The 21,550-nt window shown below is 63.5% G+C and carries 23 protein-coding genes; 18 read left to right on the plus strand and 5 right to left on the minus strand.

Features of this window, described 5'->3' with window-relative positions; all coding sequences use genetic code 11:
• Window positions 1-215: 215 nt before the first annotated feature.
• From flhD to AC6H42_RS15980, 15 genes are all read left to right on the plus strand, one after another.
• Window positions 216-533, plus strand: coding sequence for a flagellar transcriptional regulator FlhD (flhD, locus tag AC6H42_RS15910; RefSeq protein WP_057157943.1), 318 nt, complete (start codon window positions 216-218; stop codon window positions 531-533).
• A gap of 44 nt (window positions 534-577) precedes the next feature.
• Window positions 578-1,120, plus strand: a complete 543-nt coding sequence (gene flhC, locus AC6H42_RS15915; RefSeq protein WP_057157944.1) for a flagellar transcriptional regulator FlhC — start codon at window positions 578-580, stop codon at window positions 1,118-1,120.
• 46 nt (window positions 1,121-1,166) lie between these two features.
• A complete protein-coding gene (locus tag AC6H42_RS15920; RefSeq protein ID WP_057157945.1) occupies window positions 1,167-1,937 on the plus strand; it encodes an SAM-dependent methyltransferase in 771 nt (256 codons plus the stop codon).
• Between the two features lie 94 nt (window positions 1,938-2,031).
• Window positions 2,032-2,892, plus strand: a complete 861-nt coding sequence (gene motA, locus AC6H42_RS15925) for a flagellar motor stator protein MotA (protein ID WP_057157946.1) — start codon at window positions 2,032-2,034, stop codon at window positions 2,890-2,892.
• Between the two features lie 59 nt (window positions 2,893-2,951).
• A complete protein-coding gene (motB, locus tag AC6H42_RS15930; protein ID WP_057157947.1) occupies window positions 2,952-3,917 on the plus strand; it encodes a flagellar motor protein MotB in 966 nt (321 codons plus the stop codon).
• Between the two features lie 39 nt (window positions 3,918-3,956).
• Window positions 3,957-4,505, plus strand: a complete 549-nt coding sequence (locus AC6H42_RS15935) for a hypothetical protein (RefSeq protein WP_057157948.1) — start codon at window positions 3,957-3,959, stop codon at window positions 4,503-4,505.
• Between the two features lie 63 nt (window positions 4,506-4,568).
• Window positions 4,569-4,934 carry a response regulator gene (locus AC6H42_RS15940; protein ID WP_057157949.1) on the plus strand — a complete coding sequence of 122 codons (366 nt, stop codon included), beginning with the start codon at window positions 4,569-4,571 and terminating at the stop codon, window positions 4,932-4,934.
• Between the two features lie 38 nt (window positions 4,935-4,972).
• The gene (gene cheA, locus AC6H42_RS15945; RefSeq protein WP_057157950.1) at window positions 4,973-7,186 is read left to right on the plus strand and encodes a chemotaxis protein CheA; all 2,214 of its coding nucleotides are present in this window, start codon (window positions 4,973-4,975) and stop codon (window positions 7,184-7,186) included.
• Between the two features lie 77 nt (window positions 7,187-7,263).
• Window positions 7,264-7,749 (plus strand): chemotaxis protein CheW, encoded by a 486-nt coding sequence (locus tag AC6H42_RS15950; protein ID WP_057157951.1) that lies wholly within the window; start codon window positions 7,264-7,266, stop codon window positions 7,747-7,749.
• A gap of 71 nt (window positions 7,750-7,820) precedes the next feature.
• Window positions 7,821-9,539 (plus strand): methyl-accepting chemotaxis protein, encoded by a 1,719-nt coding sequence (locus AC6H42_RS15955; protein WP_497548461.1) that lies wholly within the window; start codon window positions 7,821-7,823, stop codon window positions 9,537-9,539.
• 67 nt (window positions 9,540-9,606) lie between these two features.
• Entirely contained in the window at window positions 9,607-10,437 is an 831-nt protein-coding gene (locus AC6H42_RS15960) for a CheR family methyltransferase (protein WP_057157953.1), read from the plus strand.
• A gap of 17 nt (window positions 10,438-10,454) precedes the next feature.
• Window positions 10,455-11,054, plus strand: coding sequence for a chemoreceptor glutamine deamidase CheD (gene cheD, locus AC6H42_RS15965; protein WP_496314151.1), 600 nt, complete (start codon window positions 10,455-10,457; stop codon window positions 11,052-11,054).
• Window positions 11,055-11,090: 36 nt separating this feature from the next.
• Window positions 11,091-12,161, plus strand: a complete 1,071-nt coding sequence (locus AC6H42_RS15970) for a protein-glutamate methylesterase/protein-glutamine glutaminase (protein ID WP_057157955.1) — start codon at window positions 11,091-11,093, stop codon at window positions 12,159-12,161.
• 122 nt (window positions 12,162-12,283) lie between these two features.
• On the plus strand, window positions 12,284-12,673 hold the full coding sequence (gene cheY, locus AC6H42_RS15975) for a chemotaxis response regulator CheY (protein ID WP_028104141.1): 390 nt from the start codon (window positions 12,284-12,286) through the stop codon (window positions 12,671-12,673).
• 70 nt (window positions 12,674-12,743) lie between these two features.
• The gene (locus tag AC6H42_RS15980; RefSeq protein WP_057157956.1) at window positions 12,744-13,967 is read left to right on the plus strand and encodes an EAL and HDOD domain-containing protein; all 1,224 of its coding nucleotides are present in this window, start codon (window positions 12,744-12,746) and stop codon (window positions 13,965-13,967) included.
• Here the strand turns inward: AC6H42_RS15980 and AC6H42_RS15985 are convergent.
• From AC6H42_RS15985 to AC6H42_RS16000, 4 genes are all read right to left on the minus strand, one after another.
• The gene (locus AC6H42_RS15985; RefSeq protein WP_497548462.1) at window positions 13,964-14,986 is read right to left on the minus strand and encodes a porin; all 1,023 of its coding nucleotides are present in this window, start codon (window positions 14,984-14,986) and stop codon (window positions 13,964-13,966) included. The genes AC6H42_RS15980 and AC6H42_RS15985 overlap by 4 nt on opposite strands.
• Window positions 14,987-15,087: 101 nt before the next feature.
• On the minus strand, window positions 15,088-15,927 hold the full coding sequence (gene panC, locus AC6H42_RS15990; protein ID WP_057157958.1) for a pantoate--beta-alanine ligase: 840 nt from the start codon (window positions 15,925-15,927) through the stop codon (window positions 15,088-15,090).
• A 26-nt stretch (window positions 15,928-15,953) separates the two neighbouring features.
• Window positions 15,954-16,799 (minus strand): segregation and condensation protein A, encoded by an 846-nt coding sequence (locus tag AC6H42_RS15995; RefSeq protein ID WP_497548463.1) that lies wholly within the window; start codon window positions 16,797-16,799, stop codon window positions 15,954-15,956.
• Window positions 16,800-16,831: 32 nt separating this feature from the next.
• Window positions 16,832-17,041, minus strand: coding sequence for a DUF3460 family protein (locus tag AC6H42_RS16000; protein WP_057157960.1), 210 nt, complete (start codon window positions 17,039-17,041; stop codon window positions 16,832-16,834).
• 95 nt (window positions 17,042-17,136) lie between these two features.
• On the opposite strand from AC6H42_RS16000, the gene AC6H42_RS16005 reads away from it, so the two are divergent.
• The gene (locus AC6H42_RS16005; RefSeq protein ID WP_057157961.1) at window positions 17,137-18,027 is read left to right on the plus strand and encodes a DMT family transporter; all 891 of its coding nucleotides are present in this window, start codon (window positions 17,137-17,139) and stop codon (window positions 18,025-18,027) included.
• Window positions 18,028-18,274: 247 nt separating this feature from the next.
• Here the strand turns inward: AC6H42_RS16005 and AC6H42_RS16010 are convergent, their stop codons facing one another.
• Window positions 18,275-19,210 carry a LysR family transcriptional regulator gene (locus AC6H42_RS16010; RefSeq protein WP_057157962.1) on the minus strand — a complete coding sequence of 312 codons (936 nt, stop codon included), beginning with the start codon at window positions 19,208-19,210 and terminating at the stop codon, window positions 18,275-18,277.
• A gap of 153 nt (window positions 19,211-19,363) precedes the next feature.
• Here AC6H42_RS16010 and AC6H42_RS16015 point away from each other — a divergent pair, with 153 nt between their 5' ends.
• Window positions 19,364-20,137 carry a putative hydro-lyase gene (locus AC6H42_RS16015; RefSeq protein WP_057157963.1) on the plus strand — a complete coding sequence of 258 codons (774 nt, stop codon included), beginning with the start codon at window positions 19,364-19,366 and terminating at the stop codon, window positions 20,135-20,137.
• Window positions 20,138-20,221: 84 nt separating this feature from the next.
• Window positions 20,222-21,508: an MFS transporter gene (locus AC6H42_RS16020; RefSeq protein WP_057157964.1), complete on the plus strand. Its 1,287-nt coding sequence runs from the start codon at window positions 20,222-20,224 to the stop codon at window positions 21,506-21,508.
• The last annotated feature ends 42 nt before the right edge of the window (window positions 21,509-21,550 follow it).

Consider the following 21,550-nt stretch of genomic DNA (forward strand, 5'->3'; position numbering starts at 1 on the left):
TATCTTGAAAGTAATAAGTCCGCAAACCCGCACCAGCTCTGGTGTTGCACTATGATCGCCCTGCGTTTGTCAGACAAATGCTGACAGGGCGCGTCCGCCATTTCCCGACCCAAAATACAGCCGCCGTCCGCTTCTCGTGCTGTGTCCGCTCCAGCAGAATGTATCTCAACGGAAACGCAATTGCGTTACTAACGAGTGCTGATGAGGAGATGGAAATGACTGCGAACGACATGATGGCTGAGATCCGCGATGCAAACCTGAGCTACTTGATGCTGGCTCAGCAGATGATCCGTGCCGACAAAGTGACCGCAATCTTCCGCCTCGGCATCTCGGCCGACATCGCCGAACTGATCGAAGGCATGAGCAATGCCCAAATCCTGAAACTGGCCGGCGGCAACATGATGCTGGCCCGTTTCCGTTTCGACGACGGCGCCATCCTGGGCATGCTGACCAATTACAATAAAGACCGCTCGCTGGCCCAGTCGCACGCCGCCATCCTGATGGCCGGCCAGCCCGCCGAAGAAATCGCTTAAGATGCGCGCGTAAGATTCGTCTACCCAGGTTCCAGGAGCACACCATGAGCAAGAAGAGCGTCGTTAGCGAAGCGCAGGAAATCCAGCTGGCCATCGAGCTGATCAACCTGGGCGCCCGCCTGCAGCTGCTGGAGTCGGAAGTGTCGCTGTCGCGCGAACGCCTGCTCAAGCTGTACAAGGAACTGCGCGGCGTGTCGCCGCCCAAGGGCATGCTGCCGTTCTCCACCGACTGGTTCCTGACCTGGCAGCCGAACATCCATTCCTCGCTGTTCATCAACATCCACAGCTTCCTGGTGCTGCACGCCGGCGCCACCGGCATCCAGGCCGTGATGAAGGCGTACCAGCTCTACCTCGAACAAATGCCGCCGGAACCCGGCCAGGAAGCGGTGCTGTCGCTGACCCGCGCCTGGACCCTGGTGCGCTTCTTTAATAGCGACATGCTGAAATTGGCCCCGTGCGGCAAATGCCAGGGCAAGTTCGTGGTCAACACCATGGACCTGCACGGCGACTACGTGTGCGGCCTGTGCCACATGCCTTCGCGCGCCGGCAAGACCAAAAAAGCCAAAGAAGACGCGCTGGCCGCTTGAGCCACCTTACCCCCATCTTCCTCGCCAGCCGGGGCAGGGTGCGAGCATGAGTCTCCGCCTGCGCCGGCTGTTGCACGTTCCGGCCCTGCGCGCCGCCCTGATCCAGGCCGGCGCCTATCCCATCACGCTGGTCATCATCTACCTGCTGGCCACCCTGGGCATGAAGCCCGGCCTGCCGGACGTGGCCGTGGTGCAGGGCGTGATTGCCGCCTTGCTCACCGTGCGCTACGGCCTGGCGCCGTGGTGGCGCCTGATCCAGCTGCTGTTCCCGCTGGCGCTGGTGGCCGCCGGCACGCTGGCGCTGCCGCCGGCTTTCTATTTAATAGTGTTTGTTGTGCTGATGGGCCTGTTCTGGTCCACCTACCGCACCCAGGTGCCGCTGTATCCGTCCGGCCCGGCCGCGTGGGCGGCGGTGGCGGCCGAGCTGCCGGCCACGCCGGGGCTGCGCCTGATCGACATCGGCAGCGGCATGGGCGGCATGGCGCTGCACCTGGCGCGCGTGCGGCCGGACGCGCACGTGACCGGCATCGAACTGGCGCCGCTGCCCTGGCTGTATTCGACGCTGCGCGCCGCACTCAGCGGCAGCCGCGCCCGCTTCGTGCGCGGCGACTACGAGCAGCTCCATTTCGGCGACTACGACATGGTGTTCGCCTACCTGTCGCCGGCCGTCATGAGCGGCCTGTGGGCCAAGGCCGCGGTCGAGATGCGGCCCGGCAGCTTGCTGATCAGCTACGAATTCGAGATCGAGGCTTGTCCGCCCGTCAAGACCATAGTTACCACAGAGCACGGTCCCGCACTCTACGTCTGGCGCTTTTAACGCGTCTTTTGCTTGCCCGCCCCCCCTGTCTCACGCTATTGTAGTTCTACCTGTTAATTTAGCGTTCCCCTATCATTCTACGGAGCTGGCACTCTTGTTAGTCATACTTGGATATTTAGTCGTTCTCGCCTGCGTGTTCGGCGGCTTCGCCGCCGCCGGCGGGCACTTGGCCTCGTTGTTTCAGCCCATAGAACTGCTGCAGATCGGCGGCGCCGCAATCGGCGCTTTTTTTGTGGGCAATAACGGCAAGGCCATCAAGGCCACGCTGGCCGCCATCCCCGGCCTGTTCCGCGGCTCGCGCCACACCAAAGACCTGTACATGGAGCTGATGTCGCTGATGTTCGACGTGCTCTCCAAGGTGCGCAAGGAAGGCCTGATGTCCATCGAGGGCGACATCGATTCGCCCAGCGACAGCCCGCTGTTCAGCAAATACCCCGCGGTTCTGCAGGACCACCACATCGTCGAATTCATGACAGACTATTTGCGCCTGATGGTATCGGGGAATATGGATGCGTTCCAGATCGAGAACCTGATGGACAACGAGATCGACACCCACCACCACGAGGGCATGGTGCCGGCCGGCGCGATCGCCAAGCTGGGCGACGGCATGCCGGCGTTCGGCATCGTGGCCTGCGTGATGGGGGTGGTGCACACCATGGAATCGGTCGGCATTCCGCCGTCCGAACTGGGCCTGCTGATCGCCAAGGCGCTGGTCGGTACCTTCCTCGGTATCTTGCTGGCCTACGGCTTCGTCGGCCCGCTGGCCGGCCTGCACGAGCAGAAGCTGGAAGAAGAAACCAAGATGTACCAGTGCGTGAAAGTGACGCTGCTGGCCAGCCTGAACGGCTATGCACCGGCGCTGGCCATCGAGTTCGGCCGCAAAGTGCTGTACTCGACCGAGCGTCCGACGTTCTCCGAATTAGAAGAACACATCAAAAAATCCAAGACCAAATAAGCCCGGCTTGGCGTATGATTCGTATCATTATTGAATTATGGAAACACTAAGGAAACGCGATGGCTGATGAGGGCTTGCGGCCAATCGTGGTCAAGCGCATCAAGAAGGGCGGCCATGCCCACCATGGCGGCGCCTGGAAGATTGCGTACGCCGACTTCGTGACGGCGATGATGGCCTTCTTCCTGCTGATGTGGCTGCTGGGTTCGACCACCAAGGGCGACTTGAACGGCATTTCCGAATACTTCAAGACGCCGCTCAAGGTGGCCATGCAGGGCGGCTCCGGCAGCGGCGACAGCTCGTCCGTGATTCCCGGCGGCGGCAAGGACCTGACGCGCAAGGAAGGCCAGGTCAAGCTGGCCGACGACCCGACCGTGAGCAAGAAGACCTTCAACCTGACCGCCGCCAAGGCCGAGCTGGAGCGCCAGGAAACCGAGCGCCTGCAAAAGCTGAAGGAAAAAATCGAAGCCAAGATCGAGAGCAATCCGCTGCTGGCCAAGTACAAGAAGCAGCTGCTGCTGGACTTCACCAGCGAAGGCTTGCGGATCCAGATCGTCGACGAGCAGAACCGGCCCATGTTCGCGCTGGCCAGCGCCCAGCTGCAGCCCTACACCAGGGAGATCCTGCAGGAGATCGGCGTGGTGCTGAACGACGTGCCGAACAAGATCGGCCTGTCCGGCCACACCGACTCCACGCCGTACTTCACCGATGCCGGCTACAGCAACTGGGAACTGTCGGCCGACCGCGCCAACGCCTCGCGCCGCGCGCTGATCGCCGGCGGCATGGCCGACACCAAGATCCTGCGCGTGGTGGGCCTGGCTTCGGCCGTGCACCTGGACCGGCTCGATCCCTTCAATCCCATCAACCGCCGCATCAGCATCGTGGTGATGAACAAGAAAACCGAGGACGCGGTGTCGCGCGACGGCGCCAAACTGGACGTGGGCACCGACACCGACGCGACCAATGCAGCGGCGGCAGCGGCCGCAGCGGCGGGGCAGCCGGCGCCGGCCGCACCGAACAAGAAGTAGCAACGCCGCACCACGGCGGGTATCGAGAACGAGACTGATATGACGAGAAAAAAAATCCTGGGTTCCCATGTGAAGCGCCTGCTGTCGGGCGTTTCGGACCACGGGCGGCGCCACCTGACGGAAGTCGAGACCGACCTGATCCAGACCAATCTGCTGCTGGAAGAGGCGATCGACAAGCTGTCGCGCAATTTCATGGCCATCCATGAAACCGTGACGGCGCAGCAGGCCGCCATCAACCTGCTGCTGGACGGCGGCTCGCCGTCGCCCGAGCAGAAGGCCGAACTGTCGGCCCTGTCCGAGCAGGTGGGCGCCTATGTGAACGCGGCCGTGACCAGCATGCAGTTCCAGGACATGACCAGCCAGCTGATCGACCGCACCCTGAAGCGGGTGACCGGCCTGCGCGAATTCCTCGGCACCCTGGGCGCGCACGGCGCCGAGATGGTGCCCGACAGCGACAATGAAGAAATCGTGGACCTGCTTGGAAAAGTCAGCATGGCGCTGGCGATCCAGAGCCTGGAGCTGCGCAGCGTGCTACGCAAGGCGGTGAGCCAAAAACACCTGGAAAGCGGCGACATCGAGCTGTTCTGAGCCCGGTCTGCCGCCCTGAATGCAATTCGAATGTAACACCTTTGAACATAGCGAGAAAACATAATGGCTAAAACAATACTTGCAGTTGACGATTCCAGCTCCCTGCGCCAGATGGTGGCCTTCAGCCTGAAGGCTGCCGGCTACCAGGTGGTGGAAGCGGTCGACGGCCAGGATGGCCTGGAAAAAGCCAAGCTGCAGGCAGTGGACCTGGTGCTGACCGACCAGAACATGCCGCGCATGGACGGCCTGCAGCTGATCAAGCTGCTGCGCGAGCTGCCGACCTACCAGAAGACGCCGATCCTGATGCTGACGACCGAGTCGTCCGACGAGATGAAGGCCAAGGGCCGCGCGGCCGGCGCCAACGGCTGGCTGGTCAAGCCTTTCGATCCGCAGCGTCTCATCGAGGTTGTCAAAAAGGTCATTGGCTAAGGGGCTGCCATGTATTTAGCACTTGATGGAGTCGCGCCATGACCATCGACATTAGCCAGTTCTACCAGGTCTTCTTCGACGAGGCCGAGGAGCTGCTGGCTGAAATGGAACGGCTGTTGCTGGCGGTCGACCTGGCCGCGCCCACCGAAGAGGATCTGAACGCGATCTTCCGCACCGCCCATTCCGTCAAGGGCGGCGCCGGCACGTTCGGCCTGAACGACATGACGGAAGTGACCCACATCCTGGAAACGCTGCTGGACCGCATCCGCAAGGGCGAGATGGCGCTCACTTCCGAGCACGTGGACGCCTTCCTGGCGGCCAAGGACATCCTGAAGATGCAGCTGGACGGGCACCGCCTCGGTTCGGCGGTGGACCAGGACGCGGTGGCCAATGTGCGCATGATGCTGCAGTCGCTGTCGCAGGACGTGGTGGCCGAGCTGTCGCACGTGGCGCCGTCCTTCCTCAGCGCTGCGCAGGAGGAGGCCGTGGACCACAGCGGCGGACGGCGCTACCGCCTGGAACTGCCGCAGATGGAGCTGCGCGAGATCAACGCGCTGTCGGCCGAAGTGGGCCTGCTGGGCGCGGTGAGCACCACGCCGCTGGACGGCGGCCGCACCGCGCTGCTGGTGACCACGCACGAGAGCCTGGACGACATCATTTCGATCTGTTCCTTCATCCTGAACCCGGACGACATGCAGGTGTCCGAACTGCCGGCGCTCACGCCCGAGCAGCAGGCGGTCGAAAGCGCCGAGCGCAAGCGGGTGGAACAGGACCAGGGCTACGGCTTCTTCGACCCCGAGCCGGCGGCGGCGGCCGCCCAGCCGGCGGCCGCAGCAGGCCCGGGCTACGGCTTCTTCCAGCCGCTCGACCAGATCCGCGCGGACGCGGCCGCCGGCGCCGACGACGCGCGCGGCTACGGCTTCTTCGAGCCGGTGGAGGCGATCCGCGCCAAGGCCGGCATCAAGGACGAGCCGGCAGCGCCGGTGACGCCGGCCGAGGAGGAGAAGAAGGCCGCCGTGGTCAAGAAAGAGGCTGACAAGCCCGCCGCCGCGGCCGGTGGCGCCGAGTCGTCCTCGATCCGCGTGTCGATTGAAAAGGTCGACCAGCTGATCAACCTGGTGGGCGAACTGGTGATCACGCAGGCCATGATCGAGCAGCGCGTCGATACCCTGGACCCCATGGTGCACGAGCGCCTGCTCAACAGCGTGAGCCAGCTGACCCGCAACACGCGCGACCTGCAGGAAGCGGTGATGTCGATCCGCATGATGCCGATGGACTTCGTGTTCTCGCGCTTCCCGCGCATGGTGCGCGACCTGGCCGCCAAGCTGGGCAAGAAGGTCGACTTCATCACCAACGGCGCCGCCACGGAACTGGACAAGGGCCTGATCGAGCGCATCGTCGATCCGCTGACGCACCTGGTGCGCAACTCGATCGACCACGGCATTGAAATGCCGGAGGTGCGGCGCGCCGCCGGCAAGACCGACGCGGGACGGCTGTTCCTGTCGGCCAGCCACCAGGGCGGCAATATCATCATCGAAGTGTCGGACGACGGCGGCGGTTTGAACCGCGACAAGATCCTGGCCAAGGCCAGGTCTTCCGGCCTGCCGGTGGCCGACAACATGGCCGACGCCGACGTGTGGCAGCTGATTTTCGCGCCGGGCTTCTCCACCGCCGAGCAGGTGACCGACGTGTCCGGGCGCGGCGTGGGCATGGACGTGGTCAAGCGCAACATCACCGCCATGGGCGGCACGGTGGACATCCGCTCGGCCAAGGGCTTCGGCACCACGATTTCGATTTCGCTGCCGCTGACGCTGGCGATTTTGGACGGCATGTCGATCAAGGTGGGCGAAGAGATCTACATCCTGCCGCTGGGCTTCGTGATCGAATCGATGCAGCCGGTGCCGGAGGACGTGAAGGAAATTTCCGGCAAGGGCAAGGTCATCAAGGTGCGCGGCGAATACCTGCCGCTGATCCCCCTGTACCAGATGTTCGACATCACGCCCCGCTTCACGGACCCGTCCGAGGGGCTGGTGGTGATACTGGAAACAGAAGGGCGCAAGGCTGCGCTGTTCATCGACGACCTGGTCGGGCAGCAGCAGGTGGTGGTAAAAAACCTGGAGTCGAACTACCGCAAGGTGGCGGGCATTTCCGGCGCCACCATACTGGGCGACGGCGGCGTGTCGCTGATCCTGGATGTGGCGGCGTTGATACGCTCTTCGCGCCAACTGGCCGACGAATCCATTTTTTCCTGAATAAACCAATACACTGAGTTCGTATCGGTAAGCACGGTAAGTACATCAGTAAGTACATTAGCTAGAAGGAAGCCATCATGTCAGACGCAATCCAGAACGCCGGCGATATCGCCGGCCGAGAATTCCTCGCCTTCACCCTCGGTAAAGAGGAGTACGGCATCGACATCCTGAAGGTGCAGGAGATCCGCGGCTACGAAGCGGTGACCCGCATCGCCAACGCGCCGGAGTTCATCAAGGGCGTGATCAACCTGCGCGGCATCATCATCCCGGTGGTGGACATGCGCATCAAGTTCAACCTGGGCGAACCGGTGTACGACCAGTTCACCGTCGTCATCATCCTGAACATCAACGGCCGCGTGGTCGGCATGGTGGTCGATTCGGTGTCCGACGTGACCACGCTGATGCCCGAGCAGGTCAAGCCGGCGCCGGAAATGGGCACGGCCTTCAGCACCGAGTACATGATCGGCCTGGGCACGATCGATGAGCGCATGCTGATCCTGGTGGACATCGACAAGCTGATGTCGAGCCCCGAGATGGGCCTGATCGACAAGCTGGCTGCGTAAGACCGCGCAGTAGCGGTGGCGACTGCCCGCAGAGGCGGCGCCGCCGCGCATAAAAAAACAGGGAGATAGAGATGAATTTACGCGACTTTAAAATTGGTACCCGCCTGCGTTTGGGCTTTGGCAGCATTTTGCTGATCCTGGTCGCGATGGTGTTGCTGACGAACGTACTGAACTACCGCAACAAGGGCGAGCTGCGCACCGGCCTGGAACTGACCACGGCCAAGACGCTGCAGGCCGCCGCCATGAAGAGCGCGATGCTGGAAACCGGCATCGCCATGCGCAATATCGGCCTGCAGTCGGACGTGAGCCTGATGCAGAAGGAAGAGAACAAAGTCAAGGAACAGCGCAAGCGCTACGACGGCGCGCGCGAGAAGCTGCAAAGCCTGGGCCTGGACGACGCGGAAAAGAAAGCGCTGAGCGACATCGCCGCGCTCGACAAGGAAGTGGACGTGGCCTTCAAGGAAGCCATCGGCCAGGTACTGGCGTTTAACAGCGAAGGCGCGGCGAAAGTGATCGCCAGCCGCATCGACCCGCTCAACCAGCAGACGCTGGCGGCGCTGAACGGCCTGGTGGACATGCAGCAGAAAGCGGCCACCAACGTGCTGGAAGGCTCGGTCTCGGCCGACACCCGGCTGATGGTGATGCTGTTCGTGATGGGCGGCGTGGCCGTGGCCATCGGCGTGGTGGGCGCCATCATCATCACCAGCTCCATCGTGCGTCCGCTGCAGGGCGCGGTGGCGGTGGCGCAGAAGGTGGCCGGCGGTGAGCTGACCTCGCAGGTGCGGGTGGAGGGCAAGGATGAAACCAGCGAACTGCTGCAGGCGCTGAAGGACATGAACGACAGCCTGGTACGCACCGTCAGCGACGTGCGCACCAGCACCGAGACCATCACCGTGGCCTCGCAGGAAATCGCCTCCGGCAATGCCGACCTGTCCTCGCGCACCGAGTCGCAGGCCAGCTCGCTGGAGGAGACCGCCAGCTCGATGGAGGAACTGACCTCCACCGTGAAACAGAACGCGGACAACGCGCGCCAGGCCAACCAGCTGGCCGTGTCGGCCTCCTCGGTGGCGGTGAAGGGCGGTTCGGTGGTGTCGCAAGTGGTGGAAACCATGGGTTCGATCAAGGCCTCGTCCAGCAAGATCGTCGATATTATCGGTGTCATCGACGGCATCGCCTTCCAGACCAACATCCTGGCGCTGAACGCGGCGGTGGAAGCGGCGCGCGCCGGCGAACAGGGCCGCGGCTTCGCGGTGGTGGCATCCGAGGTGCGCAACCTGGCGCAGCGCTCGGCCGGCGCCGCCAAGGAAATCAAGGAGCTGATCGGCGATTCGGTGGACAAGGTGGACGCGGGCAGCCGCCTGGTGGACGAAGCCGGCCAGACCATGGAGCTGATTGTCACGTCGATCAAGCAGGTCGCTGATATCATGGGCGAAATCACCGCCGCCACGCAGGAGCAGAGCAACGGCATCGAGGAAGTGAACCAGGCCATCACGCAGATGGACGAAATGACGCAGCAGAACGCGGCCCTGGTGGAAGAGGCGGCGGCGGCGGCCGAGAGCATGCAGGAGCAGGCGCAGAACCTGGCGCACGCGGTCAGCATCTTCAAGCTGTCGAGCGACGCCATGCACCAGATGGCGCAGCCGGCGCCGCGCGCGGCGGCGGTCAAGTCCGTCGCCAGGCCGGCCCCGAAGCCGGCGCCGCGCACCGCGGTGGTGGCCACGGCCAGCCCCAAGGCGCCGCCCAAGAAGCTCGCCTCGGCAGCGCCGGGCGATGATTGGGAAGAGTTTTAACAGGCGATTTCAGGCAGCACGCCGTAGCAGGCATTGTTCCAAGGCAGGTTGATTTAAGGGTTTACAAATGCCGCATTCAAAAGACACCGTCAAAGAGTTTGATTTCAACTCCAGGGACTTCGAACGGGTCCGTGGCCTGATCTACAAGCGGGCCGGCATTTCGCTGGCCGACAGCAAGCAGGAGATGGTGTACAGCCGGCTGGCGCGGCGTCTGCGCGCCACCGGCATTTCGTCGTTCATGAAATACCTGGACGAACTGGAGGCGGGGCGCCTGGGCGACGAGTGGGAATCCTTCACCAACGCCCTGACCACCAACCTGACTTCCTTCTTCCGCGAGGCGCACCACTTCCCGCTGCTGGCCGAGCATGTGAAGAACAAGCGCGACATCACGGTCTGGTGTTCGGCCGCCTCCACCGGCGAGGAGCCGTACTCGATCGCCATGACCTTGTGCGAGGCCTACAACACGCTGACGCCCCCGGCCACCATCATCGCCACCGACATCGACACCAACGTATTGGCCGCGGGCGCGAACGGCGTCTACACCATGGACCGGCTGGACAAGATGTCGCCCGAGCGCCAGCGCCGCTTCTTCCTGAAAGGGAAGGGCGACAAGGAAGGCATGGCGCGGGTGCGTCCCGAGCTGCGCAACATGATCACCTTCAAGCAGCTCAACCTGCTGGCCGACCAGTGGCCGGTGACCGGCCCGTTCGACGTGATCTTCTGCCGCAACGTGATGATTTACTTCGACAAGGCGACTCAGCGTAAAATACTGTCCCGCTTCGTCCCGCTGATGAAACCGGACGCGCTGCTGTTTGCCGGCCACTCGGAGAATTTCCTGTATGTGTCCGATTCGCTGAAGCTGCGCGGCAAGACCGTGTATGAGCTGGACAGAAGATAGAACACTAAGGGCGCGCCATGGATTTAGAACAATTTGCCACCAACGTCTATTACGACCGGACCTTCGACTGCGACGCGGCCAAGATCCTGCCGGGCGAGTACTATTTCACGGCCAAGGACATGCTGATCGTGACGGTGCTCGGTTCCTGCGTGTCGGCCTGCATCCGCGACCGCGTGACGGGCCTGGGCGGCATGAACCACTTCATGCTGCCCGACGGCGGCAGCGATCCGAACAGCCCGATCTCGGCCTCGGCGCGCTACGGCACCTACGCCATGGAGATCCTGATCAACGACCTGCTGAAGGCGGGCGCGCGGCGCGACAACCTGGAAGCGAAGGTGTTCGGCGGCGGCGCGGTGCTCAAGGGCTTCACCGCCATCAACGTGGGCGAACGCAACGCCGCCTTCGTGCAGACCTTCCTGCGCAATGAAAAAATCCGCATCGTGGCCGAGGACCTGAACGACATCTACCCGCGCAAGGTGTACTTCTTCCCGCGCACCGGCAAGGTGCTGGTCAAGAAGCTGATGCAGTCGCACAACGACACGCTGGCCAAACGCGAGATCGAATACGCCAGCCGCCTCAAGAAGCAGCCCGTGGCCGGCGAGATCGAGCTGTTTTGACACAGCGTTCCAACCAATAAAAACACCGTACCCATCATGAAGATCAAAGTCCTGATCGTAGACGACTCCGCGCTGATCCGCAGCGTGATGACCGAAATCATCAACAACCAGCCCGACATGGAAGTGGTGGGCGCGGCGCCCGATCCGCTGGTGGCGCGCGAGCTGATCAAGCAGACCAACCCGGATGTGCTGACGCTGGACGTGGAAATGCCGAAAATGGACGGCCTCGACTTCCTGGAAAAGCTGATGCGCTTGCGCCCGATGCCGGTGGTGATGGTGTCCTCGCTGACCGAGCGCGGCTCGGAAATCACCATGCGCGCGCTGGAACTGGGCGCAGTCGATTTCGTCACCAAGCCGAAAATTTCCATCCAGAGCGGCATGCGCGAATACACCGACCTGATCGCCGACAAGATCCGGGCCGCCTCCAAGGCCCGCGTGCGCGCGCGTACCCTGCCGCAGGCCGGCGCCGCCGGCCAGGCCGCCTTGCCGCAGCTGCGCAACCCGCTGATGTCGTCGGAAAAACTGATCATCATCGGCGCCTCCACCGGCGGCACCGAGGCGATCCGCGAATTCCTGATGCAGATGCCGTCCGACTGCCCCGGCATCCTGATCACGCAGCACATGCCGGAGGGCTTCACCAAGTCCTTCGCCAAGCGCCTGGACTCGCTGTGCAAGATCGCCGTCATCGAATCGCAAGGCAACGAGCGCGTGCTGCCTGGCCACGCCTACATCGCCCCCGGCCATTCGCACCTGACCCTGGCGCGGTCCGGCGCCAACTACATGACCAAGATCGACCAGGGCGAACCGGTCAACCGCCACCGCCCGTCGGTCGACGTGCTGTTCCGCTCGGCCGCTCAGTTCGCCGGCAAGAACGCGGTCGGCGTGATCCTGACCGGCATGGGCAAGGACGGCGCGGCCGGCATGTTGGAGATGAAGAATGCAGGGGCGTATAATTTTGCCCAGGACGAAGCCAGCTGCGTGGTGTTCGGCATGCCGCGCGAAGCGATCGCGGTCGGCGCCACGCACGAGGTGGGAGCGCTGCAGGCCTTGCCGGGCATGGTGCTTGGTTACCTGGCAACGCACGGCATGCGCGCGTTGCGCGTATGACGTGCAGGGTGACGTATTACTGCTACTTTGTTCGCCTTAGGGCAACGAAAATGCTATGCTACAAATAGCTCGTGCTTATAGACACTATTAACAACCGCGTAAGAGAAACAACGGAGTAATTCATGGCAGATCCAAAGATGAAATTTTTAGTAGTTGACGATTTTTCGACGATGCGCCGCATCGTCCGGAATCTGTTGAAGGAACTGGGTTACGCCAATGTGGACGAGGCAGAAGACGGTGTCATGGCCCTGGCCAAGCTGCGCGCGGAGCAGTTCGACTTCGTGGTCTCCGACTGGAACATGCCGAATATGGACGGCCTGACCATGCTGCAAAATATCCGTGCCGATCCCGCGCTGGCCAAGCTGCCGGTGCTGATGGTGACGGCCGAAGCGAAGAAGGAAAACATCATCGCCGCCGCCCAGGCCGGCGCCAACGGCTACGTGGTCAAGCCGTTCACGGCCGCCACGCTGGACGAGAAGCTGAACAAGATCTTCGAAAAACTCGGCGCCTGACCGCAACGGCAGGCCCGCGGGGCACGGGCCGGCGCACGCGCCGGCCTTTTTGACTTTATGCGACCACAACATGCATCAGACCAATTATCTTGTTCGTGAACCGCTGCTGGACCCCAGGCAGCGCGTGGTCGGGTACGAACTGACGTGGCAGGGCGGCGCCGGCCAGGTCGCCTTGCCGACCCAGGCCGCGCTGGAAGACCTGGTGGCCTTCGTGGCCGCCGAAGTCAACAGCGAAGAACACGGCTGGCTGCTGCGCGACAAGACGCTGTTCCTGGAAGCGGTGCCGGGCATGCTGTCGACCGACGCGCTGTACAACATGCCGCCCGAGCACACGGTGCTGTCGCTGAAGGCGGTGGCGCTGGCCAACCCGGACACGCTGGCGGCGGTGCAGGCGCTGCGCGCCGGCGGCGTCGGCATCCTGCTGCGCGACGCCGACCTGGCCCGCGTGGGCAGCCGGCTGGGCACCATCGCCTCCTACGTGGAAGTGAAATTCACCGGCGCCGACGTGGCCGCGCAAGCGCGGTCCTACGCGGCGCTGAAAGCGTCCAACCTGCGCATGGTGGGCCGCCCGGTCACCACCTGGGCCGACTTCGACGCCTGCGCCGCGCTCGGCCTGGACGCCTTCGTCGGCAAGCTGCACCTGACGCCGCGCCCCGGCGGGGATGCCAAGGGCATGAACCCCGCGCAGACCATCATCATGCAGCTGATGCAGATGGTGAACGCGAACGCCGACATCAAGCAGCTGGAGGATGTGCTCAAGCGCGACGCCGCGCTGTCCTACAAGCTGCTGCGCTACATCAATTCGGCCGGCTTCGGCGCCGGGCGCGAGATCGCCTCGCTGCGCCAGGCCATCACCTTGCTGGGCTATGCGCCGCTGTACCGCTGGCTGACGCTGTTGCTGGCCACGGCCAGCACCAGCGGCTACTCGCCGGTGCTGCTGGAAACGGCCGTGGTGCGCGGCCGCCTGGCCGAGCTGCTGGGCGCCAAGGCGCTGGGCAAGGCGGACGCCGAGAATATCTTCGTGGCCGGCATGTTCTCGCTGCTGGACCGGCTGCTCGGCATTCCGATGGAGGAGGTGCTGTCCAGCATCCAGCTGTCGGACGACGTGGTGGCGGCGCTGCTGTCGCGCTCGGGCAAATACGGCCAGTACCTGGCGCTGGCCGAGGCGTGCGAACTGAACAGCAACCTGGTGTCCTCGCTGGCCGGCGCGCTCAGCCTGACACCGGCCGAGGTCAACAAGGCCCACCTGTCGGCGCTGGCCTGGACCCAGAGCATCTCCGGCGAAGCGGGCTAGAACTTGTGCCGGATGCCGAGGGCGAAGCTGTTGCCGTCGGCGGTGGTGCTGATCTTGTCGTACAGGTAGGACGCATACACGTCGGTGCGCAGCGACAGGTTGTAGTCGTAGCCGGCCGCCGCCGTGTCGCGCCGGAACGGCGCCTTCAGGAACGCGCGCTCCTGGGCGCGCGCCCAGGCCAGCAGCCAGCGCCCGGCGCCGTGCGGCACTTGCAGGCCCAGGTGCGTGGTGCGGGTGGTGCGCCCGCTGCCTTCCTGGGTATTGCGCGCCACGCTGGCATATGCCTTGACCACCTTGAAGTCATACGCCGCGCCGGCGAAATAGGTGCGCTGGCTGGGCGCCGCGTTGCTGATGCCGATGCCGTAGCCGATGTCCTGCGCCGCCACCGCCGCGCTCAGCGCCGATCCCGTGTATTTCAATACCGCCACCTTGTTGTTGCCGGGGCTGTTGGCCGCATGCTCGCCCAGGCCGTACTGCGCCACCACGTTGACGCCGTTGACCACCGGCGAGGTGTAGTGCACCGCATTGCTCCAGCCTGAATCGCCGGCCGAGGAACTGCCGTAAGGCACGATCCACATCTGCGTCATCAGCGGCGAGAGCCGGGTCGAGAAGCCGTAGGGGTTGAGCGCCGCCGAGGCCTGGAACAGCGGGTTCGGCACCCGGCCGATCTTGGTGGCGCCCCAGTTGCCGTTCAGGCCCACATAGGCGGCGCGCGTGAACTGGCCTTCGCCCGGTGTGCGGCCCTGCTCGCCGGTGTCGACGCGCATGAAGCCTTCGATGGCGAAGCTGGCCGATTGGCCGCCGCCCAGCTTCTCCAGGCCGCCCACGCCCCAGTAGGAGGTGGTCATGCCGCCGCTGTTGAGGACGTTGCCGCGCACGGGCACGCCGCTGGTGGCCGAGCGGCCGAGATACAGGTCGACCAGGCCGTAGACGTGGACGGTGCCGGGCTGGGCGCCGGCGGAAAGCGGCAGCAGGGCTGTGCAGAGCAGGGAAAGCAGGGCAGGGTGTGCAAACCGCATGGGGCGCCTCGCGATGGGAGCTGCAGCTCGGAAAGAACAGCTTAGCACGGTGGTGGCCGCTGCGGACCGCCACCGTTGTTTTGCCGCAGTGCCGCTCCGGCTCAGATTTCCAGGTTGTCGATCAGGCGCGTGGTGCCCAGCTTGGCGGCGGCCAGCACCACCAGCGGCGTGCCTTGCGCCAGGTCGCCGGCGGCCGGCGGCTGCAGGTCGTTGCGCTTGCGGATGGAAATATAGTCCGGCTGCCAGCCGCGCTTGGCCAGCGCTTCCATGGCCTGGTGCTCCAGCTGGTAGATGTCCAGGTGGCCGGCGCGCATTTCATTGGCCACGAAGTTCAGGCTCTGGTACAGCGCCGGCGCTTCGGCGCGCTCGTCCGGCGACAGATACATATTGCGCGAGGACAGCGCCAGGCCGTCGTCGGCGCGGTAGGTTTCGGCAGCGATGATCTCGGTGGGCAGTGCGAACTGGCGGCTCATGTTACGGATGATCATCAGCTGCTGGTAATCCTTCTTGCCGAACACGGCCACGCGCGGACGCACGCAGGAGAACAGCTTCATCACCACCGTGCTCACGCCGGTGAAGAAGCCGGGGCGGAACTCGCCCTCCAGCGTGTTGCCCAGGCCGTCCGGCGGCTGCACGCGGTATTCCTGCGGCTCCGGGTACATATCCTTCTCGGTCGGCGCGAACAGCACGTACACGCCTTCCTTTTCCAGCTTCTCCACATCGGCCTGGAAGGTGCGCGGGTATTTTTCAAAATCCTCGTTCGGGCCGAACTGCAGGCGGTTGACGAAGATGGACGCCACCACCGGGTCGCCGTGCTTGCGCGCCAGGCGCATCAGCGACAAATGGCCTTCATGCAGGTTGCCCATGGTCGGCACGAATGCGGTGCGCAGCTGGCCGCTCAGGTGGTCGCGCAATTCTTCGATGGAGGAAATGATTTTCATGGTCTTGTTCTCTTTTATCTTCTTATTCAGGCCGGCGAATACGCCAGCCGCACATAGATAGGCGCGAACGGTTCGGCCTGGGTAATTTCTATCAGCGTCTCTTTCGCCAGCTCCAGCAGGGCGACGAAATTGACCACCACCACCGGCGGACCGCCGGCCACGTCGAACAGCTCGGCGAACTCGACGAAGCGCTGCGACTGCAAACGGCGCAGGATGCCGGTCATGTGCTCGCGCACGGACAGCTCCTCGCGGCTGATCTTGTGGTGCTGCACCAGCTTGGCCCGCTTCATCAGGCCCAGCCAGGCTTGCTGCAGGTCGGCCGCGCACACGTCCGGCCAGGCCGGCGTCAGGCTCTGCTCGATGTACACCTGGCTGCGTACGAAGTCGCGTCCCAGCTGCGGCACGGCGTTCAGGTCGTAGGCCGCCAGCTTGATCTGTTCGTACTCCAGCAGGCGGCGCACCAGCTCGGCGCGCGGGTCGCCCGCCTCGATCTCGATCTCGGACTGCCGCTGCGGCAGCAGCATGCGCGACTTGATCTCGATCAGCATGGCCGCCATCAGCAGGTACTCGGCCGCCAGTTCCAGGTTGGACAGGCGGATCTGGTCCACATACTTCAGGTATTGCAGCGTCAGCTGCGCCATCGGGATGTCGAGGATGTTGAAGTTCTGCTTGCGGATCAGGTACAGCAGCAAGTCCAGCGGGCCTTCGAACGCCTCCAGGAAGATTTCCAGCGCATCCGGCGGAATGTAGAGGTCGTTCGGCATTTTTAGCATGGGCTCGCCATACAGGCGTGCCAGCGCGGCGCCATCCGCTACCGGTTCGGCGCTGTGTTCAAGCGCTGCGGCGACCTCCACCGCATCCGTCGGCGACATGCTGTGCCGTTCAGGTGTCGTTCAGGCCGGTCTTACAGTTTGTTCTGGTAGACGTAAGCCTGCTGCTTCACGGTCGAAGCGCGCACGCGTTCCTGTTCGGTCAGCGGAGTCGATTCCTTGTCCCACAGCAGGGCGCGGCCTTCGCGCTGGCCTTGCTCCATTTTTGGATTCTGGGCCTTCAGCTGTTTGATGAACAGGGTGTGGTCCGACTCGTACATGCTGTGCTGTTTGGAGAGTTTCATATTGTGAGAGTTCGTAGAAGAAGCAACGGCTATTTTACCGCGCCCCAGCCCCCGGCGGGAACTTCTCTTGCCGCCCCTGCTAGAATCCACCCTCTATGACTCCCTACACCATATTTCTCCTGACGCTCGCGCCGCTGCTGTGGGCGGGTAATGCCATTGTCGGCCGCATGGTCCATGACGTGGTGCCGCCCATTACGCTCAATTTCCTGCGCTGGGGCATCGCCCTGTTAATATTGCTGCCATTGGCCGGCCCGGTATTCCGGCGCGGCAGCGGCTTATGGCAAAACTGGCGCCGCTTTGCCTTATTGGGCCTGTTGGGTATCGGCTTATATAACGCGCTGCAATATCTCGCATTGCAAAGCTCCACGCCGATTAATGTCACGCTGGTGGCCGCGGGCATGCCGGTATGGATGATGCTGACCGGCTGGCTGTTTTTCGGCGCCAAGGTTTCGCGCCAGCAAATGATGGGCGCGGCATTATCGATCGCCGGCGTCTTGCTGGTATTGGCGCGCGGCGATGCGCGGCATTTGCTTGAATTGCGGCTGGTGGCCGGCGATATCTTCATGATATTCGCCACCATCGCCTGGTCTATATACAGCTGGCTGCTGACGCGCCCGATTGAACCGGCGGCGATACGTTCGCAATGGGCCAGTTTCCTGTTGGCGCAAGTGGGATTCGGAGTGATGTGGTCCGGCATATTTGCCGCCGGCGAATGGGCTGTTACCGATGCGCATATTCAATGGAGCTGGACGCTGGCGGCAGCGCTGGCCTATGTGGCCATCGGGCCGGCGGTGATTGCTTTCCGCTGCTGGGGCGCCGGCGTGCAGCGCGCCGGGCCCAGCGTGGCGGCGTTCTTCAGCAATCTCACGCCGCTGTTCGCCGCGCTGATGTCGTCCGCGTTTCTGGGCGAGGCGCCGCATCTGTACCACGGCGCCGCCTTCCTGCTCATTGTGGGCGGCATCGTGGTGTCCTCGCGGCGAACCTAAAACTGGCGCGTTCGCGCCGGAAGTTGGCATGAAAGTCACGCCGGCGGGGCCAGGCGTGCGGCCGCCGCGTGCGCCCATCTGCCGCGCTAGCTGCTATGCTGAAAGAACCGCAACGGGAGGGAGAACGTGATGCGAAACGTGACCTTGCTGACCTTGATGCTGGCTGCCGCCTTCACATTGGCTGCCTGCCAGGACAAACCGATTGAGCCGATGAAGCCCCGGGTGGCCTGGCACAGCGCTGTCCATATCAGCCCAGCGATTTAATATAGCGCGGATCGACTTGCGCGCAATAACCGGCGCACGCTTGCCGCGCTGCATTGGCGGCAGCATGCACCAGCATTTCCGCATTTGAATGAAAGCACATCGAAACGATAATCGACGGCGGTTCCGGCTGTACCGGCAATTCGATAAACTCGCCGCTGTCGAGCGAGCTGACGACAAACAGGCTGGGAATGGCGGCCACGCCATAGCCGTCTTTTATCAGCTGCACGATGGCGGCCACCGATGGCGAGCAGGTAATACGCGTTTGTTCCAGCGGTATCATCGCCAGATTTGCCATTTTGCTGACGATTTCTTCCACCATGCGGTGCGGTGCGGTTCCACGTCCAAAAGTTAATATGGGAAGCTGCAGCAGGCGCTGATTCAATCCCTCTTTGCGCGTGTCGATTAATCCGCGGCGCGCAATCCAGTGCAGCGGATATACCGCCAGCGCCTCCGATACGATATCGCTGCTTTCCACGCCTTCCACCTGGATCACCAGGTCCAGTTCGCGCGCCCGCAAGCGCCGCTCCAGCACATTGCTCATATCGACCGCGAGGTCGACTTCGAGTTCCGGATACAACACATTGAGCTCGCGGATGTATTGCGCCAGCCAGCTGTGGACCACCGATTCGATCACCCCGAGCCGCAGCCGGCCCCGGATTGCACTGTCCTTGTGCGCCGCCGTCTGCAGCCTGCGCACCGCGTCGACCACCGCTTTGGCGTGCCCCAGCAAGTACTCGGCGTTGGCCGTCAGGCGGAAATCCTTGCTGCCCCGGTCGATCAGTTCGGTCTGCAATTCCTCTTCCAGGGTCTTGATGCGCAAGGAAATGGCGGCCGGCGTCGCGTGCAGGGCGCGGGCCGTGGCACGGAAGCTGCGCAGCTGGGCGAGCGTGACGAAGGTTTCCAGGAAGCGGGTATTCATTAGTAAAGAATACCTTAACCCTCTGCACCGGGATAGCGCACGGCGGTAAGAAAAACTGAACAGCAACAGCAAAAATAACTAGATAGCAAGCGGTAAGGTTCAAGACTATTCTTCACTCATGCAGTTTTGTTCATCCTTTTCAGCGAGACACCCATGACCCCACTCGAATTACGGCACAAGGTACGCAGCGGCGAGTTCCGCTTGCCCACGGCAGGTTATTGCGGCGAGTACGCCCAGGCCAACCTGGTGATCCTGCCGCAGTCGCAGGCCGATGCCTTCCTGCTGTTCTGCCAGCGCAACCAGCGTGCCTGCCCGTTGCTGGCGGTGGGCGAGCCGGGGCAGTGGAATGTCGGCCGGCTGGGGGAAGACATGGACCTGCGCACCGACACGCCCGGCTACAACATCTATCGTGGCGGCCAGCTGGCGGAGCAGGCCTATGCGCTGCACGAGCTGTGGCGCGACGACCTGGTGGTGTTTGCCATCGGCTGCTCCTTCTCCTTCGAGCAGATGCTGATGGATGCCGGCATCCGGCTGCGCCACATCGAACAGCGCCGCAACGTGGCCATGTACCGCACCAATATCCTGAACCAGAGCGCCGGCCCGTTTGGCGGCCAGATGGTGGTGTCGATGCGGCCGATGAAGGCCGCCGATGCGATCCGCGCCATCCAGATCACCAGCCGCTACCCGGCGGTGCACGGCGCGCCGGTGCATCTCGGGGACCCGGCCACCATCGGCATTGCCGACATCCACCGGCCCGACTACGGCGACCCGGTCGAAATCATGCCGGACGAGCTGCCTGTCTTCTGGGCCTGCGGGGTGACGCCCCAGGAAGCCATACGGCAGGCCAAGCTTCCGCTTGCGATCACGCACCAGCCGGGCTACATGCTGGTGACGGACATACGCAATGCCTCATTAGCAGCATTCTAGTTTCATAAACCATGCAGCGCCGCCAACGGACCCGCCCAACGTGTCCGAACGGGGAGTGCTGCGCCAAAAAAACGGGAGACCAGCATGAACACATCAGCACTAAGCGGCGAACGCAAGGAAGGATTTTTTTCCTGGTTCTTTGAATTGACGGGCAAGGAGCGGCGCACCTTCTGGAGCTGCAAGATCGGTTACGCGCTGGACGCGATGGACACGCAATTCCTCAGCTTCGTGATACCGACCCTGATTGCCACCTGGGGCCTGTCCAAGGGCGACGCGGGCCTGATCGGCACTGTCACGTTGCTGACTTCCGCCGCCGGCGGCTGGATCGCCGGCATCCTGTCGGACCGCATCGGCCGCGTCAAGACGCTGCAGCTGACCATCCTGTGGTTCGCCTTCTTCACCGTGCTGTGCGGCTTTGCGCAGAACTTCGAGCAGCTGCTGTGGGCGCGCGGCCTGATGGGCTTTGGCATGGGCGGCGAGTGGACCGCCGGCGCCATCCTGATCGGCGAGGTGATCCGCGCCAAGGACCGGGGCAAGGCGGTCGGCATGGTGCAGGCTGGCTGGGCCATCGGCTGGGGCGTGTCGGCACTGCTGTACGCGCTGATGTTCTCGCTGCTGCCGCCGGAATGGGCGTGGCGTTCGCTGTTCCTGCTGGGAATACTGCCGGCGCTGTTCGTGATCTTCATCCGCCGCTTCGTCGATGAGCCGGAAGTGTTCGTGGCGCTGCAGAAGAAAGCCAGCACCGAGCAGCGCGCCCCGTTCACGGCGATCTTCTCGCCCAAGATGCTCAGCATTACGGTGCGCGCCGTGCTGCTGACCACCGGCGCCCAGGGCGGTTACTACGCCATTACCACCTGGCTGCCGACCTTCCTGAAGACCGAGCGCCACCTGACGGTGCTGGGCACCGGCGGCTACCTGGCCATGGTGATCGTCGGCTCCTACGTGGGCTACATCGTCAGCGCTTTCCTGACCGACTACCTGGGCCGCAAGAAGAACTTCATCCTGTTCGCCACCGGTTCCATGTGCGTCGCCCTGGCGTACACCCGCCTGCCGGTGACCGACAACGTGATGCTGTTCCTCGGCTTCCCGCTGGGCTTCTGCGTGTCCGGCGTGTTCAGCGGCATGGGCGCCTTCCTGACCGAGCTGTTCCCGACCGAGATCCGCGGCTCCGGCCAGGGCTTCAGCTACAACATGGGCCGCGCGGTGGGCTCGCTGTTCCCGCTGATGATAGGCCTGAGCAGCCAGTCGATGGCGCTGGGCGAGGCCATCGGCGTGTTCGCCGGCACCGCCTACGGCGTGATGATACTGGCGGCCCTGACGCTGCCCGAGACCGCAGGCAAGAAGCTTGAATCCGACCTGGTTGGCCATTGAGAAATCAAGAACTTCAGAAACCAAGAAATAACAGAGGCAACA

Source organism: Massilia sp. NBRC 108631 (assembly GCF_059704565.1).

Bases quoted from the DNA above. Each gene is read 5' to 3' on its own strand.
- flhD (WP_057157943.1), top strand. From the start codon at position 216: ATGACTGCGAACGACATGATGGCTGAGATCCGCGATGCAAACCTGAGC.
- flhC (WP_057157944.1), top strand. From the start codon at position 578: ATGAGCAAGAAGAGCGTCGTTAGCGAAGCGCAGGAAATCCAGCTGGCC.
- AC6H42_RS15920 (WP_057157945.1), top strand. From the start codon at position 1,167: ATGAGTCTCCGCCTGCGCCGGCTGTTGCACGTTCCGGCCCTGCGCGCC.
- motB (WP_057157947.1), top strand. From the start codon at position 2,952: ATGGCTGATGAGGGCTTGCGGCCAATCGTGGTCAAGCGCATCAAGAAG.
- AC6H42_RS15935 (WP_057157948.1), top strand. From the start codon at position 3,957: ATGACGAGAAAAAAAATCCTGGGTTCCCATGTGAAGCGCCTGCTGTCG.
- AC6H42_RS15940 (WP_057157949.1), top strand. From the start codon at position 4,569: ATGGCTAAAACAATACTTGCAGTTGACGATTCCAGCTCCCTGCGCCAG.
- cheA (WP_057157950.1), top strand. From the start codon at position 4,973: ATGACCATCGACATTAGCCAGTTCTACCAGGTCTTCTTCGACGAGGCC.
- AC6H42_RS15950 (WP_057157951.1), top strand. From the start codon at position 7,264: ATGTCAGACGCAATCCAGAACGCCGGCGATATCGCCGGCCGAGAATTC.
- AC6H42_RS15955 (WP_497548461.1), top strand. From the start codon at position 7,821: ATGAATTTACGCGACTTTAAAATTGGTACCCGCCTGCGTTTGGGCTTT.
- AC6H42_RS15960 (WP_057157953.1), top strand. From the start codon at position 9,607: ATGCCGCATTCAAAAGACACCGTCAAAGAGTTTGATTTCAACTCCAGG.
- cheD (WP_496314151.1), top strand. From the start codon at position 10,455: ATGGATTTAGAACAATTTGCCACCAACGTCTATTACGACCGGACCTTC.
- AC6H42_RS15970 (WP_057157955.1), top strand. From the start codon at position 11,091: ATGAAGATCAAAGTCCTGATCGTAGACGACTCCGCGCTGATCCGCAGC.
- cheY (WP_028104141.1), top strand. From the start codon at position 12,284: ATGGCAGATCCAAAGATGAAATTTTTAGTAGTTGACGATTTTTCGACG.
- AC6H42_RS15980 (WP_057157956.1), top strand. From the start codon at position 12,744: ATGCATCAGACCAATTATCTTGTTCGTGAACCGCTGCTGGACCCCAGG.
- AC6H42_RS15985 (WP_497548462.1), bottom strand. From the start codon at position 14,986: ATGCGGTTTGCACACCCTGCCCTGCTTTCCCTGCTCTGCACAGCCCTG.
- panC (WP_057157958.1), bottom strand. From the start codon at position 15,927: ATGAAAATCATTTCCTCCATCGAAGAATTGCGCGACCACCTGAGCGGC.
- AC6H42_RS15995 (WP_497548463.1), bottom strand. From the start codon at position 16,799: ATGTCGCCGACGGATGCGGTGGAGGTCGCCGCAGCGCTTGAACACAGC.
- AC6H42_RS16000 (WP_057157960.1), bottom strand. From the start codon at position 17,041: ATGAAACTCTCCAAACAGCACAGCATGTACGAGTCGGACCACACCCTG.
- AC6H42_RS16005 (WP_057157961.1), top strand. From the start codon at position 17,137: ATGACTCCCTACACCATATTTCTCCTGACGCTCGCGCCGCTGCTGTGG.
- AC6H42_RS16010 (WP_057157962.1), bottom strand. From the start codon at position 19,210: ATGAATACCCGCTTCCTGGAAACCTTCGTCACGCTCGCCCAGCTGCGC.
- AC6H42_RS16015 (WP_057157963.1), top strand. From the start codon at position 19,364: ATGACCCCACTCGAATTACGGCACAAGGTACGCAGCGGCGAGTTCCGC.
- AC6H42_RS16020 (WP_057157964.1), top strand. From the start codon at position 20,222: ATGAACACATCAGCACTAAGCGGCGAACGCAAGGAAGGATTTTTTTCC.